The sequence below is a fragment of the Flavobacterium sp. Sr18 genome (assembly GCF_011064265.1).
In the GTDB taxonomy this organism is placed as follows: Bacteria; Bacteroidota; Bacteroidia; order Flavobacteriales; family Flavobacteriaceae; genus Flavobacterium; species Flavobacterium petrolei.
On sequence record NZ_CP049329.1, the window covers coordinates 460,164 to 479,089 of the forward strand.

The following is an 18,926-nucleotide window of genomic DNA, read 5'->3' on the forward strand; positions in this document are numbered from 1 at the left end:
CTTATTACAATTGAATCTGCAAAAACAGAAATATTTAATAAAGTGCAAAGATATTTCTTTAATTCAATTAATAATAAAAAAGCCCCACAAATTGTGAGGCTTTTAAAAATATTTAATTGGAGTTTAGATTAACCTAAAACTTCTTTTACTTTTTTACCAATTTCAGCTGGAGAATCTACTACGTGAATTCCACATTCTCTCATGATTTGTTTTTTAGCTTCAGCAGTATCATCAGATCCACCAACGATTGCACCAGCATGTCCCATTGTACGTCCTGGAGGAGCCGTAACTCCTGCGATGAAACCCACAACTGGTTTACGGTTACCATCAGCTTTAATCCAATGAGCAGCATCCGCTTCTAATTGTCCACCAATTTCACCGATCATTACGATACATTCTGTTTCTGGGTCATTCATCAATAATTCAACCGCTTCTTTTGTAGTAGTTCCAATGATTGGATCTCCACCAATACCAATTGCAGTAGTGATTCCTAATCCTTGTTTTACAACTTGGTCAGCAGCTTCATACGTTAATGTTCCAGATTTAGAAACAATACCAACGGTTCCTTTCTTAAAAACAAAACCTGGCATAATACCAACTTTAGCTTCACCCGGAGTAATAATTCCAGGACAGTTCGGACCGATTAATCTTGCGTTTCTTTCTTTAACGTAACTATTTGCTTTTATCATGTCAGCAACAGGAATTCCTTCAGTAATTGCAATAATCACTTTTATACCAGCATCTGCAGCTTCCATAATTGCATCTGCAGCAAAAGCCGGCGGTACAAAAATGATAGTTGTATCAGCACCCGCTTGTTCTACAGCGTCTTTTACAGTATTGAAAACTGGTCTGTCTAAATGAGTTGTTCCCCCTTTTCCTGGAGTTACACCACCAACAACGTTAGTACCGTACTCAATCATTTGAGAAGCATGGAAAGTTCCTTCGCTTCCTGTAAAACCTTGAACAATTATTTTGGAATCTTTATTAACTAAAACACTCATGATATATTTTTTATGTAGTTTTTAAAATGGTTATGCAAAAGTATAAAATAGTAAGCACTAATCAATCTTCGGCATTCAGTTTTTTGACACTAAATTATGATAATTGACTCATTTGATACCCTCGAAATAATTTATTGTCTTTTATTTGCCAAATAACAATAAAATGTGCCAATAACATCTCTTCTCTTGGATTCTCAATCGTTTTCACAAAATGAGAATACCGAACTGAAATTAAATCATTTTCAGAAATAATATGACTAATACGAACTTTAGAACGTACATATGCCTTACTCAAATCATTGGATAAACTTACCAAAGAATCATAATTCAATTGAACTAATCCTTTGCTACTGTTCCATTCAACGATAACTTCAGGATGCAAAAAATCTTTTATGACCTCGCTATCGATGAGAGCATCTGATTTGTAAAATTGCTGAACGATTTCTTTAGCAGACATATTACTTTAGTTTATTAAGAATTTCTGGTATCTTCTTGATATTAGCCAGTTGTTTCAATTTTTCTCTTGATTCTTCTATTGGAGTACCAAAATAGGATTTCCCACCTTCAACAGATTTTGTGACACCAGTTTGTCCCATAATCACTGCCTTAGCTCCTATTGTTATTCCGCTGGTCGTTCCTACTTGTCCCCAAATAGTAACTTCGTCTTCAATAATCACACAGCCTGCAATTCCGGTTTGGGAAGCAATTAAACATTTTTTCCCAATAACAGTGTCGTGTCCAACATGTACCTGATTGTCAATTTTTGTACCCTCACCAATAGTGGTATCACCTGTAACTCCTTTGTCAATAGTACAAAGGGCCCCTATTCCCACATTATCTTTGATGACCACTCTACCACCAGAAAGTAATTGATCATATCCTTCAGGACGTTTTTTGTAATAAAATGCATCAGCACCCAGAATAGTTCCTGCATGAATGATTACATTATTTCCAATAACGGTATAATCATAAATCGAAACATTGGAATGAATTAAACAATTATTTCCAATAACAACATGATTTCCAATAAATGTATTGGGCTGAATTACAGTTCCTTCACCGATATAAGCTGAAGTAGCTATTGAAACATTCGAAAATTGAAATGGCTTGAAATAATTTGTCAATTTATTAAAATCCCTAAAAGGATCTTCAGAAATCAACAGTGCTTTTCCATCTGGACAAGCAACGTGTTTATTGATTAAAACTATTGTTGCCGCTGAATTTAATGCTTTGTCATAATATTTAGGATGATCTACAAAAACAATATCTCCAGATTCAACAACGTGAATTTCATTCATTCCAGTCACTGGAAAATCTTTATCACCAACATATTCACAGTCGATGATAGTAGCAATTTCTTCTAAAGTGTAAACTTTTTGGAATTTCATAAATTTAATGTTCGGTTTCAATATTCAGTATTCAGCTACTTTTTAAACTGAATACTGAACACTGTAATCTACTCTTTTACACGTTCCATATAAGAACCTGATGCAGTATCAATTTTAATTTTATCTCCTTCATTAATAAATAAAGGGACATTTACAGTTGCTCCTGTTTCAACAGTTGCTGATTTTGTTGCATTTGTAGCTGTATTTCCTTTGATTCCTGGCTCCGCATAAGTAACTTCAAGAATTACAGATGCCGGCATATCTACAGAAAGAGGTAAATCAGTCTCTGTATTGATACTCACCATTACATTTTCTCCTTCTTTCAATAAATCCGGTGAATCTAAAATATTTTTATTCAAAGTAATTTGTTCGAAAGTCTCTGTATTCATAAAATGAAAATCATCACCTTCTGGATATAAAAACTGAAATTTATGATTTTCAACTCGAACTTCTTCGATTTTATGACCTGCAGAAAAAGTGTTGTCCAAAACTTTTCCGTTTGTCAAACTTCTTAATTTAGTTCTAACGAAAGCTGGACCTTTTCCTGGTTTTACGTGAAGAAATTCAATGATTTTGTAAATATCGTTGTTGTATTTGATACACAATCCGTTTTTAATATCTGATGTCGATGCCATTTTATTGTTTATTTTTTATTACTATTTTTATTTTTTGGTAACTGAAATTACTTTATTTTTTAGTAGTTCCCCGAGTAACCTTTCATTACTCCTCTTGATGAATTTCTAATAAAATCAATGATTTCATCTCTTTCTGGCGTAGCTTCCATCTCTGCTTCAATTATTCCCAAAGCCTGAGTGGTATTGTAATTTTTTTGATATAAAATTCTGTAAATATCCTGAATTTCACGTATTTTTTCGGTAGTAAAACCGCGTCTTCTCAATCCTACGGAATTAATTCCAACATACGACAATGGTTCTTTCGCTGCTTTTGTGAAAGGCGGAACATCTTTTCGAACCAGAGATCCACCAGAAATCATTGCGTGATCGCCAATATGAATAAATTGATGAATTGCAGCCAACCCACCAATAACAGCGTAGTTACCAACGGTAACATGACCGGCCAAAGCGACTCCGTTCACAATAATAGCGTTATCTCCTATATGACAATCGTGAGCAATATGAGCGGTAGCCATTACCAAACAATTATTACCTAAAGTCGTTTGACCTGATGCAATCGTTCCTCTGTTAATGGTGACACATTCTCTAATCGTACAATTGTCTCCAATTATTGCCAAAGATTCTTCTCCACCAAATTTTAAATCCTGAGGCACTGCTGAAATTACAGCACCCGGAAATATATTGCAATTTTTTCCAATTCTTGCCCCTTCCATGATGGTGACATTTGAACCAATCCATGTTCCATCTCCAATAATTACATTATTGTGTATGGTTGTAAATGGCTCGATGACAACATTTTTGGCTATTTTGGCGCCTGGATGAACATAGGCTAGTGGTTGATTCATCAGCTATTATTTATTTTTTATATTTATCAGAATAAAAACTCCAATCAATTCTTGTTGAGATTCAATTGTAAAGTTTTCAACCTAAGTCTATTGTTTTTTTGCAATTTGCGCCATTAATTCTGCTTCAGCAACTAGTTTTCCATTTGCATATGCGTTTGCTTGCATATGGCAAATTCCTCTTCTGATTGGCGTAATTAAATCACATTTAAAAATTAAAGTGTCACCCGGTAATACTTTATGTTTGAATTTGACATTATCAATTTTCATAAAATAAGTCAAATAATTTTCTGGATCAGGAACTGTACTTAATACTAAAATCCCTCCTGTTTGTGCCATTGCTTCCACAATTAAAACACCCGGCATTACTGGAGCTTCAGGAAAATGACCCACAAAGAAATTTTCATTCATGGTTACATTTTTCATCCCCACAACATGGGTTTCAGACATTTCAATAATTCTGTCAATCAACAAAAATGGTGGTCTATGAGGTAGAACCGCCATAATCTTATGAATATCCATCAAAGGTTCTAAGTTTAAATCATAAACAGGAACATAATTTCTTTGTTCAATTTTTATGATTTTTGCCATTTTTTTCGCAAACTGTGTGTTCACAAAATGACCTGGTTTATTGGCAATTACCTTTCCTTGAATTCTTGTTCCAATTAAAGCTAAATCACCTACTACATCAAGTAATTTATGTCTTGCAGCTTCGTTTGGATAATGTAATGTGAGATTATCTAAAATACCATTTGGCTTAACGGAAATTTCTTCTTTTCCAAAAGCAACTTTTAAATTTTCCATTGTAGTTGCTGAAATTTCTTTATCAACATAAACAATAGCATTATTTAAATCACCTCCTTTTATCAATCCATTTTCTAAAAGAGATTCTAATTCATGCAAGAAACTAAAGGTTCTGGACTCTGAAATTTCAGTTTTGAAATCAGCAATGCTTTTCATGTTTGCATTCTGAGTTCCTAAAATTTTAGTCCCAAAATCAACCATCGCCGTTACACAATAATGATCGCTTGGCATTACTAAAATTTCACTTCCTGATGCTTCATCAGTAAAAGAAATCACTTCTTTCACCACATATACATTTCTTTTCGCATTTTGCTCTTCAAAACCTGCTTTTTCAAGCGCTTCTACAAAATACTTAGAAGATCCATCCATTATAGGAAGTTCGGAGGCGTTCAATTCAATAATGACATTGTCTAAATCACAACCAATTAATGCTGCTAAAACATGTTCAGGTGTCTGAATTTTTACTCCTAATTTTTCTAAATTAGTTCCTCTTTGCGTGTTTACAACATAATTTGCATCTGCTTCAATAATAGGTTGCCCTTCCAGATCTACTCGAACAAAAGTAAAACCATTATTCACTGGAGCAGGTTTAAAAGTCATTTTTACTTCTTTTCCTGTGTGTAATCCAACTCCAGTTAGCGAAATTTCTGTTTTGATGGTCTTCTGTTTAACCATTGTTTCCATTTTTTTGGTTTAATATTTGTTTTTTTAATTCTTCTATTTCAGCAACGATTTTTGGTAAATTCTTGAAATGAACATACGATTTACTAAAATCATTGTAACCAAATGTAGGGCTTCCTTGTAAGATTTCATTATCTTTTATATTTCTACCTACACCCGATTGCGCTTGGATTCGAACATTATTGCCAATATTTAAGTGTCCGGATATTCCAACTTGACCGCCAATCATCCCATTTTTTCCAATTTTTGTAGAACCAGCAACCCCCGTTTGAGCGGCAATTACAGTGTTTTCGCCAATTTCTACATTATGGGCAATCTGAATTTGATTGTCAAGCTTTACTCCTTTTCTAATAATTGTTGATCCCATTGTAGCCCTATCTATTGTGGTACATGAACCTATATCAACATTATCTTCAATAATTACATTGCCTATTTGCGGGATTTTAGTGTACGTTCCGTCTGGATTTGGTGCAAAACCAAAACCATCAGCACCGATAATTGCTCCGGAATGTATCGTACAATTATTCCCTATTACGGTCTCCGAATATATTTTTGCGCCAGCGAATAACAATACATTATCGCCAATTACCACATTATCACCAATAAAGCAATTAGGATAAATTTTTACATTTTCACCCAAAACTACATTTTGTCCCACATAACTAAAGCTGCCAAGATATAAATTATCTCCGTATTTTACACTCTGCGAAAGAAAAGAAGGTTGCTCTATTCCACTTTTATTCAATTTCACCTGATTGTAAAATTCTAATAATTTAGAAAATGCCGCATAAGCATCCTGTACTTTTATCAATGTGGTTGTCAAAGGTGATTCCGGAACAAAAGTCTCATTAACAATTGTTACTGAGGCTTTTGTAGAATATATATAATTAAGATATTTAGGATTTGATAAAAAAGTAAGCGATCCCTCCATACCTTCTTCGATTTTTGACAATCTAAAAACTTCCGCCATGGGATTCCCAACAACTTCTCCTTCTAAAATCCCCGCTATTTGTTCTGCTGTAAATTTCATCGCGACAAAAATATAAAAAAATAGATTTTAAATGACGTTTTTATAACAGTTGTTTTGGGAAACAGATATAATACTTAGTCACTAATTTAGATAACGATTTTAAATTCAGCTGGTCAGAAGATTCTATGACGTCCTCAATTGTACTGTCTTTTTTCAAAATACGTATCGGTTCCGCTTCTTTGCTATATGCTTGGTTTTTTATTTTCCCTTTAAAAATAAAATAATTAGTTTCTAATAATGAAATATTATTTTCCAATGCAAACCGCTCTTTAAGCGGTTGTAATTCTTCAATCGCTACTTTTTCACTCGTTAATTTTATTTTTAATAAATCTCGGTTTACTATCATTTTACTTAAAGACGACAGAATAAAATCATCCTGTTTTTGCCAAGATTTCAAAGCTCCAATAATATCAAAATCATCTAATTGAGCAAATAAATCCAAGGTTTCAGCATCAAAAGTATCAATCGTAACTTTGTTTTGCATGAAAAACAATAACGGTTCACTGCATGGCAATTGCACTCCTTTCAAAGTTAATTCTTTGGCGCGCTTTAAGATTTTCATCAAAATTAACTCTGCCACTAAACTCGTTTTGTGTAAATATGCCTGCCAATACATCAAGCGTCTAGACATTAAGAATTTCTCTACAGAATAAATTCCTTTTTCTTCAATTACCAAATAATCGTCCACCACGTTCATCATTTGAATCAGTCGTTCTGAGTTGACATTTCCTTCTGCCACGCCCGAGTAAAAACTATCGCGTTTCAAATAATCCATTCGATCCATATCCAACTGACTAGAAATCAATTGCAACATGAATTTCCTGTTGTATTCTCCTTTAAAAACCTGAATTGCCAAACTCAACTGACCATTGAATTCCACATTCAATTGGTTCATGAATAAAAGCGATATTTCTTCGTGATGCACATCTTCAACAATGCTTTTTTCCATTGCATGCGAAAACGGTCCGTGCCCAATATCATGCAATAAAATAGCAATATACAAGGCATTTTCTTCTTCGGGAGAAATTGAAACTCCTTTGAAACGCAATACATCGACTGCTTTTTGCATTAAATGCATGCAACCTAAAGCATGATGAAAACGAGTATGATTGGCACCAGGATATACTAAATACGACAATCCCATTTGGGAAATTCGACGCAATCTTTGAAAATAGGGATGCTGAACTAAATCGTAAATTAAGGCATTTGGAATGGTAATAAACCCATAAATGGGATCATTGAATATTTTCAGCTTATTGATTTGACTCACTATAAGTTTGTTTTTAAGGTCAACAAATATAAGTAATTTAGATTTCAAAACAGAAACGTTCCTGCTTCTGATTTAGAGCAAAAAAAAACGGAGCGTTTGTTGCGCTCCGTTGGTCTATTTTTTAAAGTTTTCTAATCCAAATATTTCTGAATTGATTTTTAGAATCATGATCTTGAAGCGAAATAACATCATCGCCATGAGAGGACGGATAATTATGTAAACCAATATAAAGTGTCAATCCGTTAATAGTCGCGTTATTTTGTACCAAAACCCCATTCAAAAATACGGTTATTCTAGCTGGAGCATCAATTTTGCCATCTGCTTTGAATCGAGGTGCCGTATAAATTACATCATAAGCATTCCACTCTAATGGTGTTTTTACCGCGTTAACTAATGGCGGATGATCTTTATAGATGCTTCCCGCCTGGCCATTGCTGTATGTTCTGTTATTGTAGGAATCCAATATTTGCAATTCATACCTATTTTGGAAAAATACACCACTATTTCCTCTTGCCTGTCCACCATCTAAAACAACATCCGGCGCACTCCATTCCAGGTGCAACTGACAATCACCAAAAGCCATTTTGGTTTGAATGGCTCCAGAACCCGGAACAACTTCCATGTAATCTTTGTCAATAATTTTCCAAGGTGCAGTTTTGCTGGCATCTTTTTGACTTACCCATTGATCTAAGTTTTTACCGTCAAATAAAATAATGGCATCCGAAGGTGCATTTCCAATGGTTTTTGCGGGAGTAATAACTTTCACTTCTGGTTCCCAAATTTCAGTCATTTCCGGTTTCATTGGCATTGGTGAAACCTCCGGCGGCGTGTTGACATATTTGTGTTGCGCCATAGCTGTCGTTGCAGAAAATAAGGCAATCATTAAAAAAGAGTTCGTGAAGTCTTTAGATTTCATAGTTAAATTCATTTGGTTTAATACAATATAGGCTAATTGTTCTCTTTTCAATATTAAGCATTTTTTTTTCACGAACTAACTTTTAATTTAAATATAACTAATTGAGGGTTAAACTTTAGATTTTTATTCGAACGACAATAAGTTATAGAGAAATCGTTTTCTTGAAAATTAACATAATTTTAAGTTCGTTTAGTTCGGTAAATTACGAACTAACTTTACTTTTGCAAAAAAAATCATGGCAACAATCCAAAAAGAGAGAGAAGAACTCATCGAGATGTTCGGAATTCATTTTGAGTTATTATACAATTTACCGCCACTAGGTTCCAGAATTCTTGGATTATTAATAGTAGATGGTTGCAAGACCGGGTTAACATTTGAAGAGATAGTTGAAAAAATGGCTGCCAGTAAAAGCTCTATTTCCACAAACTTAAATCTATTGCTAAAGATGGATAAAATAAATTACTACACAGTAAGTGGCGATCGTAAAAAATATTTTAAACCATCTCCATTTAGTGAAAGACTTTTTAATTATATCAAAATCCTTGATTTTGAAAAAAAAATAATAGACAAATTAATCACCTACAGAGAGCAAACTATTTCCTGTAAAGAGGAACAATGCAACATGGAAAATGTAAAAGCCTATAAAGCCCATGTATGTGAAGTAGAAGAGCTTTTGATTAAAACCATCGAAAAATTCAAAGAAATAGAAATCAGTAATAGTAAAAATAATTAATCAATTTTAGTAAATAGTCCGTATGAAAAAGAAATATTTTATAAGTATAATTTTGTTATCAATAAGCTTATTCTCCTGCAAAAAAGAAACTGCTCAAACAGCTCCTCCAGTTATGTCCTATAAAGTAGTCAAAATAGGAAACTCTAATACCACTTTATTAGCGGAGTATCCTGCCAGTTTAGAAGGAATTACTGATATTGACATTCGTGCAAAAGTGGATGGCTATATTGAAAAAATATATGTGCAAGAAGGCCAAGAAGTTAAAAAAGGGCAATTGCTTTTTAAGTTAGAGACACAAACAGCAACCCAAGAAGCTGGTGCTGCAAAAGCAAAAGTTGCTGCGGCTCAAGTGGAGGTAAATCGATTAATCCCTTTGGTAGAGCGCAACATTATCAGTGATGTGCAATTAGAAACTGCAAAAGCAAATTTAGCTAGTGCTAGAAGTACCTATCAAAGTATCGTTGCCAGAATTAATTATGCTACTATAAAAAGTCCCGTGAATGGAATCGTAGGGAATTTACCTTTAAGACTGGGAAGTTATGTCAGTAGCCAAACCGTTGAACCATTAACCCGAATTTCAGATGTAAGTACCATTTATGCTTATTTCTCAGTGAATGAAAAAGAACAATTGGATATCATGATGAATGCTGAAGGAAAGTCATTTCAGGAAAAAATAAACAAAATGGAAGCGGTGAATTTGGTTTTGAGCAATGGTATGCCTTATGAACAAAAGGGTAAAATTGAAACCTTTAGTGGACAAGCCAATGCACAAACAGGATCGTTTAATGTAAGAGCACGCTTTGCAAACGGAAACAAATTGTTGCGTTCTGGAGGAAGTGGAACGATACAAATCCCAACAAATTTAGAAGATGTTATTATTGTCCCACAAAATGCGACATTAGAATTGCAAGACAAGCGTATTGCCCTTGTTGTGGATAAAAATAACAAAGTACAAGCGGTTCCTATTGTAGTTCGTGCAATTCCTGGAGGCAAATTTTTTGTAGTGGATAGCGGATTAAATTTAAATGATAAAATACTTGTTGAAGGTGTTGGGATTGTTACTGAAGGAACCCTTATTAAACCTGAAGTAGTCGATTTTAATACCATAATCAATCCTGCAAAAAAATAATTCACACACTAACTATTGAATAAATAATAAAATATGTTTTCAAAATTCATTGACAGACCGGTATTGTCAACGGTGATATCTATTATCATCGTAATTTTGGGAGTTTTAGGGTTAATCTCACTTCCAGTTTCACAATATCCAGAAATAGCACCACCTACAGTAACTGTATCAGCAAATTATCAAGGAGCCAGTGCCGAAGTGGTAATGAGCTCGGTGGTAATTCCATTAGAAGAACAAATCAACGGTGTCGAAGACATGACTTACATGACTTCTACATCAAATAATGATGGTTCGGCAGCCATTAATATATACTTTAAATTAGGGACAAATCCAGATTTAGCCGCTGTAAATGTGCAAAATCGTGTTTCACGTGCTACACCTTTGCTACCTCAGGAAGTTACAAGAGCCGGTGTTACAACTTCAAAGAGACAGAGCGATAATATCTTGATTTTATCATTATATAGTGATAACCCCGATTATGATGATACTTTTCTTCAAAATTATGCTAACATTAATATTTTACCAAAAATAAAACGTGTAGCTGGAGTTGGAGAAGCAATGATTTTTGGACAAAAAGACTACTCCATGCGCATTTGGCTTAAGCCAGATGTAATGGGTGCATATGGACTTGTTCCTTCGGACATTACAGCATTATTGGCTGAGCAGAATATTGAAGCCGCTCCAGGACAATTAGGTGAAAGTGGTGACCAATCTTTTCAATATGCTTTAAAATATAAAGGTCGTTTACAAAATGTAAAAGAGTTCGAAGAAATTATCGTTCGTTCAACCGAAAACGGAGAAATCCTTAAGTTAGGTGATGTTGCAAAAATTGAATTGGGAGCTGTAAACTATGCCAGTAATGCGTACACAAACGGAAACAAATCCATTGCCATTGCAATTGCTCAAACTGCAGGATCTAATGCACAAGAAGTAATTGAAGGTTCCTTAAAAGTATTAGATGAAGCGGAAGTAAATTTCCCAAAAGGGGTAAAATATGCCACTTTAATTAATGCAAACGACTTCTTAGACGAATCTATTACTAAAGTGATTCATACCTTAATTGAAGCCTTTATATTGGTATTCATCGTAGTTTTTATCTTCTTACAAGACTGGAGATCAACCCTTATACCTGCAATATCTGTTCCTGTTGCAATTGTGGGAACGTTCTTTTTCCTAAGTTTATTTGGCTTTACCATAAATTTACTAACGCTTTTTGCCTTAGTACTCGCTGTGGGAATTGTGGTCGATGATGCCATTGTCGTCGTTGAGGCCGTGCATGCCAAAATGGAAGCTGGGGAACATAATCCCAAAAAAGCGGCTCACAGTGCCATGCAGGATATTAGTAGTGCAATTATTTCCATTACGTTAGTTATGTCGGCAGTATTTATTCCAGTTTCATTTATCAGTGGATCTGCGGGAGTTTTCTACAAGCAGTTTGGAATAACTTTAGCTGTTGCAATCGTATTATCAGCTATTAATGCCTTGACACTTTCCCCGGCTTTATGTGCCATTTTCTTAAAAGAACACGATAAAAGTGCTAAGAAAAAAGGTTTTGCAGAGCGCTTTTTTACTGCATTTAATGTTGGATTTGAAACCACAACCGCTAAATATAAAAGATCTATTGAGTTTTTTATAAAACGAAAATGGTTGGCATTTTTAGGAATTGCCATCTTTGCAGGGATTTTTATCTTATTATTAAATATTACTCCAAAGGCTTTTGTTCCGGGTGAAGATACAGGTGCTATTCTTTCAGATATTTCGCTTCCGCCAGGAACTTCATTAGAAAGAACAGAAGAGGTTTTATTACAAATTGAAAATAAAGTTAAAGACATTCCTGAAATAAAAGAAGTGCTTCGTATTTCAGGTCGTAGTTTACTAAGTGGTACCGGTAGCAACTACGGAATGGTAATCGTGAAATTGAAAACTTGGGCAGAACGTAAAGAAACGAATCAAGAAATAAATGCAGTTGTACAGGAATTATTCAAGCGTACAGCTTCAGTAAAAGATGCAAAAGTACTTTATTTTGCTCGTCCTACACTTGTTGGTTTTGGTTTTACCAATGGTTTTGAATTTCAATTACAAGATCAAAAAGGAGGAACAATCTCGGAGTTAAGTGAAGTAAATAATAAATTTTTGGCAGCTTTAAACAGCCGTCCTGAAATCAAATATGCAACTACTTCTTTTTCTCCAAATTATCCGCAGTACCGAATTGATTTGAATGTTGCTTCGATAAAAAAATCAGGTTTAACAGTTACTGATGTTTTAGGAACGATGCAAGGATATTATGGTGGGGTTTATGCTTCTAATTTTAACAAATTTGGAAAACAATTTCGTGTAGTTTACCAATCTGAACCTGAATTTAGAAGTAATCCCGAATCATTAAATCAAGTATTGGTCAGAAATAAAAACGGTCAAATGGCACCTATTTCGCAATTTGTGACGTTAGTAAAAGTATTTGGCCCTCAAGCAATAGAGCGTTTCAATTTGTTTACTTCTGTAAAAATCACAGGTGCTCCAAACGTAGGTTTCAGTTCTGGTGATGCCATCAAAGCAGTTGAGGAAGTGGCAAGTCAAAACTTACCTATTGGTTATGGCTACGAGTTTTCAGGAATGACCCGTGAGGAAATAAGTGCAGGCGGTCAAACATTGTATATTTTCCTATTGTGTTTGGTATTTGTATATTTCTTGTTAGCTGCTCAATATGAAAGTTATATGTTGCCTTTTGCCGTATTAATTTCATTGCCAATTGGTTTAGCAGGAGCGTACTTATTTGCTTATTTATTCGATGTGAGTAATAATATTTACTTACAAATAACACTTATTATGCTTATTGGATTACTCGCTAAGAACGCCATTTTGATTGTCGAGTTTTCTGTAGATTCCAGAAAAAAAGGAATGAGTATTACGCAAGCTGCTATTCATGGTGCAGTCGCGCGTTTGCGTCCAATATTGATGACATCATTTGCATTTATCTTTGGATTATTGCCTTTAATGTTAGCTAAAGGAGCTGGAGCTATTGGAAACAATGCTATTGGAACTGGAGCTATTGGTGGAATGTTAATAGGAACTATTTTTGGAGTTTTTGTTATACCAGTATTGTTTATTGTTTTCCAAACCTTACAGGAAAAAATTTCTACAAAACCACTTCCTATAGAAAATCAGGATTCAGATGTCGCACTTTTAAACAAAGAAAATGAAGAATAAGTTAACTAAAATAGCAGTACTTGTTGCAACCGCAACAGTAATGCAATCGTGCTTTGTTGCCAAAGAATACGACCGACCAGAATTAAAAACGGAAAATTTATACCGAAACGAAATTGTTTCAACCGATACCATTTCACTTGCAAATGTTGCCTGGGAGAACGTTTTCACGGATCCGATTTTGCAGGGATATATCAAGAAAGGATTAGAAAATAATTTGGATATCAAAATTGCCATGCAAAATATTGCAGCGGCAGAAGCATCGATGAAGCAAGGAAAAGCAGGGTACTTCCCTACTCTTTCTGCCGGTGCCGACTGGACACATCAGGAACTTTCTAGGAATAGTCAGTTTGGTGCATTGTTGCAAGACAGAAGTACCAATCAATATCAGTTAACAGGAAATCTTTCATGGGAAGCTGATATTTGGGGAAAAATAAGAAGCAACAAGCGTGCTGCAAATGCTGTATATCTGCAAACAACTGCTGCCAATCAAGCCGTAAAAACGCAGTTGATTGCTAACATTGCCGCTACTTATTATCAATTGCTTTCGGTTGATGCGCAAATAAAATTAGCGGAGAAAACATTGGTAAACAGAGATAAAAGTGTTGAAACTATTGTAGCATTGAAAAAAGCGGGAAATGTAACTGAAGTTGGCGTTAAGCAAACAGAAGCTCAGAAATATGCTACCCAAATCATCATTGCCGATTTAAAGAATAGCATTATTATTCTTGAAAACACCATCAGTATTCTTTTGGGTCAAGGTCCTGCCAAAGTTGAAAGAAGCACATTCGAGTCTCAATCCATGCAACCTACAATTACACTTGGGGTTCCTGCAACTTTGCTGCGAAACAGACCTGACGTGATTGCAGCTGAATACAACTTGATTTCAAACTTTGAACAGACTAATGTTGCCAAAAGTAATTTTTATCCAACATTGAAAGTTACTGCAACTGGCGGACTTCAGAGTATCGATTTGAAAGAATGGTTTAGTGCCAATTCAATTTTCGCCAATGTAATTACGGGATTGACGCAACCCATTTTCAATCAACGCCAAATTAAAACGAAGTTTGAAATTGCTAAAGCCAATCAGGAAAAAGCCTTTCTTCAATTTGAACAGTCATTATTGACTGCTGGAAAAGAAGTTTCGGATGCTTTGGCACAATACAATAATGAGACGTATAAACTTACGGTTAGAGAAAAACAAGTCGATGCGTTGAATAAAGCCACCGATTATTCGGATGAATTATTGACATATGGTTTAGCCAATTATTTAGAAGTTTTGACCGTAAAAGACAATGCTTTGAATGCTGAACTAAGCTTGATAGACAATAAATTCCAACAATACAAAGCGATAATTCAATTGTACAGAGCCCTTGGTGGCGGCTGGCAGTAATCAAATTGCTTGACTAAATAGTATTGATTCCTGTTTGTTCAAAACCACTGCTCTTTGTACCGGCAGTGGTTTTGTCTTTTAAATTATAATTGTCTTAAATGGTATTATTGACGTTCTCAGTGAAAGATTACGTTATAAAAAAACACAAAACCAAAGCAAATAAGCGTCAGAAATACAAATCCAAAGAATATACTTTTTTGAGACTCAATTACTGGTTTGTTGTCTTTATACAAACTCATTAACACTCCATTTAGTCCATAACCCAAAATAAATTTACACGCTACTTCTTGATCATTTTCAATCATTTTAAAATGATGTGTTGCTCCGGTTATCGAACTTTTCTCCGAAACTACTTTACCGTTTAGTACTATTGTTTCTCTTCCGATAAAAGAATTAAAAACTTCAATTTTATTGTCTCCAAGATTGATTGTGGTAAATTTCATAGTGTGGTTTTTGTTGAATTTTATTAATCGGTTGCTAAAATAGCGTAACCGTAATTATCGGACCAGCCAGATGACAATGGCAATAATTCTCGGGTGTGTGCTTCTCTAGTCATTCCGGTTTTTTCTAAAACATGTATGGAACCAACATTCCCAACAGCACAACCCGCTTCAATCCGATGCAGATTCAGTTCATTGAAACCAAAACGGAGAATTTCCTTCAAAGATTCTGTAGCGAAGCCTTTGTTCCAATAGTTAGGGTGAAATTTAAACCAAACTTCGGCATTTTTATATTTCACTTTCCCCAAATTGATTCCAATTAATCCAATAATTTGGTTTCCTGTACTGAATTCGACCGCAAAAGTAAAATGGGTCGTAAGTGCTTTATTGTTTTCGAAAATCCACTTTTCTAAAAGCAGTTTTGTTTCTTCACTATTTTCCGGAATTCCTAACGTATTGAATTCATCTGTTTCTTTCAAAGAATGCAATTCATGAATATAATCCAAATCCAATAGCGTAATTGGTCTTAAAATCAATCGTTCTGTTTTGAGAATTAGGATGTTCATTTTTTGTTCTTTATAATACTAAAACAACTTATATATTCTGTGAATAGGAATCATCACACCTTGCTTTAAAATAACATTTTTGTCTGTAACAGCCCAAACCGTAGTATCTACAACTTTTTTGGATTCGCTGTCTTCAAAGAATATTTTAATTTTTGAATGCTCTAAATTACCCAATGATAGGGCTCTGTTGATTTCACCGGTTCTGGTTTTTATTTCGTCAATGTCGTTTAGAACATCTGTTTTGGGAAATTTAAGAAGCGCAATATCTTCTTTATCAATGAGTTTGAAATCTTCTGTCATAATAATAAAAATTTAATTAATAATAAATTGCAGTACTGTGGCAATACAAAAACTTGACCAATTTTATTCGCCATAATACTACATTACAAAAATAAAATCTCTACGATTTGTTACTGCCAATTTTATATTAATTTTTCTCTGCGTAATATCTTATTTTCTTAATGTTATCAGGGTTATTGTTTCAAAAAGTAAAACCCAAATTTTATTAATTCCTATTTTTTCGAGGCTCAATAAATTCCCTGTTTTTTTTAATAAGTAATTCTTAAAGAAATTAATTTACTGTATTTAAAAAAAACAGAATTTCAGCAACGAAATTTATTGCTTATAACATAATTGATTAACAGCTCTTTAAAAATGCCGAAGCAATACATTGGACTATCTTTTTTTGATGATTCTATCGTTTTCAAAAGTCTCTTGATATTCTAATTGATCATTTTGTCATACTGATTAAAAGAACCACTCGCTTTCCATCAGTCCATTGATAAAAGTGCCTTTTGCTTTTACTTTTCCGTGCGCATCGGATACAAAATTCTCAAAGCGTTAAAAATAGCTTGATGTGTTATCGTGGCGTGGTCTTCCTGTGGCAAATAGTCAAAGTTTACTGTAATCGTTTTAGATTTTGTACTTTTTAATTTTTCTGTTAATAGATTTGCATCTACTTCCATAACATGCGAAATCTCACTTGGTGCAAGTCCTTCTTTTCCAACTCCGATGTAAATATCAATTTTTTTATTGAAGTTTTCTTGATAAATAACTGAATTATGACGCAACAAAGAGCCATTGTCCCACCACAAACTGGGACTTATGATGATGTATTTATTAAATAAATTGGGTTTTTGAAGTAAAATCTCGGTGGCCAAAAGTCCGCCTAATGATTGTCCAATAATAGTTTTTGAATCATTTGTTTTGTATTTCCTTTCAATATAGGGCTGTAATTCCTTTTCTAAAAATGAAATAAAATTTGCCGATTTCCCCGCAGTTGCATATCTTTTTTGGTCCGCTTCGATGGTGGTTTGATATGTAAAATCTCTTTTACGATCCACATTTGCAATTCCCACAACAATTGATTTTGGAACTCTATTGATCCATGAAAAACTGTTGAATTGAAAAAGCCCAACAACGTGAATAAAATCTTCATCTGTGGAACCATCTAGTAAATAGATTACGGGATAGGTGATGGTATCATTTTGTTGATATCCTTCCGGTAAATAAATGTTTAGTATTCTTTTTTCGGATAATATTTTTGAATGTATTTCTTCGATGCTTCCCAGAACAAAAGGTTTACTATTCTCTTTTGGCTTATTATTTTGAGAATTTGAAGCTGTTGTAAAAAAGAGCACTATTAAAATCAGTATTGGTTTCATCATTTTGTTTTTCTTCGAATATTTTTAAAAATAAATTTGTGTGACATTCTTTTATATTATTCGTTTTTTTAAATTCAAAGCAATTTGTTTGTGGTCAAGAGTGGGACGATCACGTTTGCAGGAATAGATCATCACTACACACAAACAAAACCAGTACTTTATAAGATTGAATCGGTCGCTTTTTTATTAGTTTTCAGGTAATTTAAATTTATTAATATTGTTCATTGTCTCAAATATATTTGAATCTTTAATTGTTTCAGAAAATCTTCTTATTGTTTCTTGTAGTCTTTGTTGGGTCAAGATAAAATTATCATTAATTACAATTTTTTCTTCTTCAATCATCTCTTTTGTAACAGGTATTTTAACTAGCTGAAATGCTTTAGAAAGCTTGTCAGTTAATATTAGTTTACGCTTTTGACTTATTCTTTATTTGAACTCTTGCCTAAGCCAATCATTTAGATATGATTCCGATTCACTAATTGTACCAAAATCTGTGTCTCTTGTAACAATTATTATGTGTTTTCCAGTGAGTTCTGCACATTTAATTATCCATTCCCAATTGACAGCGTCCCCAATTGAATTATCATCTTTTTTTCTCGGCGGATAACCTAATAAAAAACGTTTTTTTGCTAGATTTCTAATAGTAAATCTTAATTTATTTTCTCTGTCAAGATTTATAATCGATTTGTTGGAAAAAACTTTTTGGAGACATTTAAAGACTTGATCATTCTGATTTGGATTTTTTAATATTCTCTCTATTTGCAATTTTAATTTTCTTTGCTGGTCATCAATATCTTGTTTTGCTTTTTTCATCATTTTTAAAGCTTGACTATCTGATAAAATGGCCGGAACACTTAAATTAATATTCCCTTTTTTTGTTACCTCCGTTATTGACTCTAATATTGCGCTTTGACGATTTTTTTTAAATTCCATTTCTACTTGACTGGAGGTAATAATAATGTCTTTGTGTTTGACAATTTCCTCTAAATACTTCATTGAAACATCTGTTCTCCTAATTCTATAAAAATCAAGAAAAATATTTGTATCAATAAAAATTAGTGCATCTAGCTTCTCAATTTTTTTTGCCATAGTTTTTATTTTATAATTACAAACAATATTCTCCCATCTTTGCTCTGGCTTTGGGATTAATTGGAATTTAATTTTTAGTTAATAACTCATAATTCCAATAAAGTTCACCTTCAAATTTGAAACTTAATCTATCCATATTTTAGC

At 33.7% G+C, this 18,926-nt stretch carries 19 protein-coding genes; 4 read left to right on the forward strand and 15 right to left on the reverse strand.

Translation table 11 applies throughout. The features are described from left to right. Positions 1-128: 128 nt before the first annotated feature. The 9 genes from sucD to G7A72_RS02170 all read right to left on the reverse strand — a co-directional run bounded on the left by sucD (position 129) and on the right by G7A72_RS02170 (position 8,639). Entirely contained in the window at positions 129-1,001 is an 873-nt protein-coding gene (gene sucD, locus G7A72_RS02130) for a succinate--CoA ligase subunit alpha (RefSeq protein ID WP_035672307.1), read from the reverse strand. A 94-nt stretch (positions 1,002-1,095) separates the two neighbouring features. Then, positions 1,096-1,458, reverse strand: coding sequence for a hypothetical protein (locus G7A72_RS02135; protein ID WP_091169631.1), 363 nt, complete (start codon positions 1,456-1,458; stop codon positions 1,096-1,098). 1 nt (position 1,459) lies between these two features. Next, positions 1,460-2,389, reverse strand: coding sequence for a UDP-3-O-(3-hydroxymyristoyl)glucosamine N-acyltransferase (locus tag G7A72_RS02140; protein ID WP_165151248.1), 930 nt, complete (start codon positions 2,387-2,389; stop codon positions 1,460-1,462). A gap of 68 nt (positions 2,390-2,457) precedes the next feature. Then, positions 2,458-3,024: an elongation factor P gene (efp, locus tag G7A72_RS02145; protein ID WP_113665730.1), complete on the reverse strand. Its 567-nt coding sequence runs from the start codon at positions 3,022-3,024 to the stop codon at positions 2,458-2,460. A gap of 59 nt (positions 3,025-3,083) precedes the next feature. Beyond that, positions 3,084-3,869: an acyl-ACP--UDP-N-acetylglucosamine O-acyltransferase gene (gene lpxA / locus G7A72_RS02150; protein WP_113665729.1), complete on the reverse strand. Its 786-nt coding sequence runs from the start codon at positions 3,867-3,869 to the stop codon at positions 3,084-3,086. Between the two features lie 87 nt (positions 3,870-3,956). Further along, positions 3,957-5,345, reverse strand: a complete 1,389-nt coding sequence (locus tag G7A72_RS02155; RefSeq protein ID WP_113666049.1) for a bifunctional UDP-3-O-[3-hydroxymyristoyl] N-acetylglucosamine deacetylase/3-hydroxyacyl-ACP dehydratase — start codon at positions 5,343-5,345, stop codon at positions 3,957-3,959. Beyond that, the gene (gene lpxD / locus G7A72_RS02160; protein WP_165151249.1) at positions 5,338-6,381 is read right to left on the reverse strand and encodes a UDP-3-O-(3-hydroxymyristoyl)glucosamine N-acyltransferase; all 1,044 of its coding nucleotides are present in this window, start codon (positions 6,379-6,381) and stop codon (positions 5,338-5,340) included. The genes G7A72_RS02155 and lpxD overlap by 8 nt, the downstream gene beginning before the upstream one ends. Positions 6,382-6,421: 40 nt before the next feature. Further along, positions 6,422-7,651 (reverse strand): HD domain-containing protein, encoded by a 1,230-nt coding sequence (locus tag G7A72_RS02165; RefSeq protein ID WP_165151250.1) that lies wholly within the window; start codon positions 7,649-7,651, stop codon positions 6,422-6,424. 121 nt (positions 7,652-7,772) lie between these two features. Beyond that, positions 7,773-8,639, reverse strand: a complete 867-nt coding sequence (locus G7A72_RS02170) for a DUF1080 domain-containing protein (RefSeq protein WP_241258564.1) — start codon at positions 8,637-8,639, stop codon at positions 7,773-7,775. A 163-nt stretch (positions 8,640-8,802) separates the two neighbouring features. Here G7A72_RS02170 and G7A72_RS02175 point away from each other — a divergent pair, with 163 nt between their 5' ends. Genes G7A72_RS02175 through G7A72_RS02190 form a run of 4 tightly spaced genes read left to right on the forward strand, consistent with a single transcriptional unit; the run spans position 8,803 to position 15,023 of the window. Then, the gene (locus tag G7A72_RS02175) at positions 8,803-9,300 is read left to right on the forward strand and encodes a GbsR/MarR family transcriptional regulator (RefSeq protein ID WP_165151251.1); all 498 of its coding nucleotides are present in this window, start codon (positions 8,803-8,805) and stop codon (positions 9,298-9,300) included. A gap of 22 nt (positions 9,301-9,322) precedes the next feature. Further along, positions 9,323-10,429 (forward strand): efflux RND transporter periplasmic adaptor subunit, encoded by a 1,107-nt coding sequence (locus G7A72_RS02180; RefSeq protein ID WP_165151252.1) that lies wholly within the window; start codon positions 9,323-9,325, stop codon positions 10,427-10,429. A 33-nt stretch (positions 10,430-10,462) separates the two neighbouring features. Beyond that, positions 10,463-13,633, forward strand: coding sequence for an efflux RND transporter permease subunit (locus G7A72_RS02185; protein WP_165151253.1), 3,171 nt, complete (start codon positions 10,463-10,465; stop codon positions 13,631-13,633). Continuing rightward, complete coding sequence (locus G7A72_RS02190; RefSeq protein ID WP_165151254.1) at positions 13,623-15,023, forward strand: efflux transporter outer membrane subunit; 1,401 nt, start codon at positions 13,623-13,625, stop codon at positions 15,021-15,023. The genes G7A72_RS02185 and G7A72_RS02190 overlap by 11 nt, the downstream gene beginning before the upstream one ends. 116 nt (positions 15,024-15,139) lie before the next feature. Here the strand turns inward: G7A72_RS02190 and G7A72_RS02195 are convergent, their stop codons facing one another. The 6 genes from G7A72_RS02195 to G7A72_RS02215 all read right to left on the reverse strand — a co-directional run bounded on the left by G7A72_RS02195 (position 15,140) and on the right by G7A72_RS02215 (position 18,782). Further along, entirely contained in the window at positions 15,140-15,466 is a 327-nt protein-coding gene (locus G7A72_RS02195; protein WP_165151255.1) for a hypothetical protein, read from the reverse strand. 23 nt (positions 15,467-15,489) lie between these two features. Then, positions 15,490-16,029, reverse strand: a complete 540-nt coding sequence (locus G7A72_RS02200) for a GNAT family N-acetyltransferase (protein ID WP_165151256.1) — start codon at positions 16,027-16,029, stop codon at positions 15,490-15,492. An 18-nt stretch (positions 16,030-16,047) separates the two neighbouring features. Continuing rightward, positions 16,048-16,329, reverse strand: coding sequence for a hypothetical protein (locus G7A72_RS02205; protein ID WP_165151257.1), 282 nt, complete (start codon positions 16,327-16,329; stop codon positions 16,048-16,050). 500 nt (positions 16,330-16,829) lie between these two features. Beyond that, complete coding sequence (locus G7A72_RS02210) at positions 16,830-17,696, reverse strand: alpha/beta hydrolase (protein WP_165151258.1); 867 nt, start codon at positions 17,694-17,696, stop codon at positions 16,830-16,832. Between the two features lie 183 nt (positions 17,697-17,879). Then, positions 17,880-18,035 carry a hypothetical protein gene (locus G7A72_RS16505; protein WP_206531524.1) on the reverse strand — a complete coding sequence of 52 codons (156 nt, stop codon included), beginning with the start codon at positions 18,033-18,035 and terminating at the stop codon, positions 17,880-17,882. Positions 18,036-18,119: 84 nt separating this feature from the next. Next, positions 18,120-18,782 carry a PIN domain-containing protein gene (locus tag G7A72_RS02215; protein WP_206531525.1) on the reverse strand — a complete coding sequence of 221 codons (663 nt, stop codon included), beginning with the start codon at positions 18,780-18,782 and terminating at the stop codon, positions 18,120-18,122. Positions 18,783-18,926: the final 144 nt, after the last annotated feature.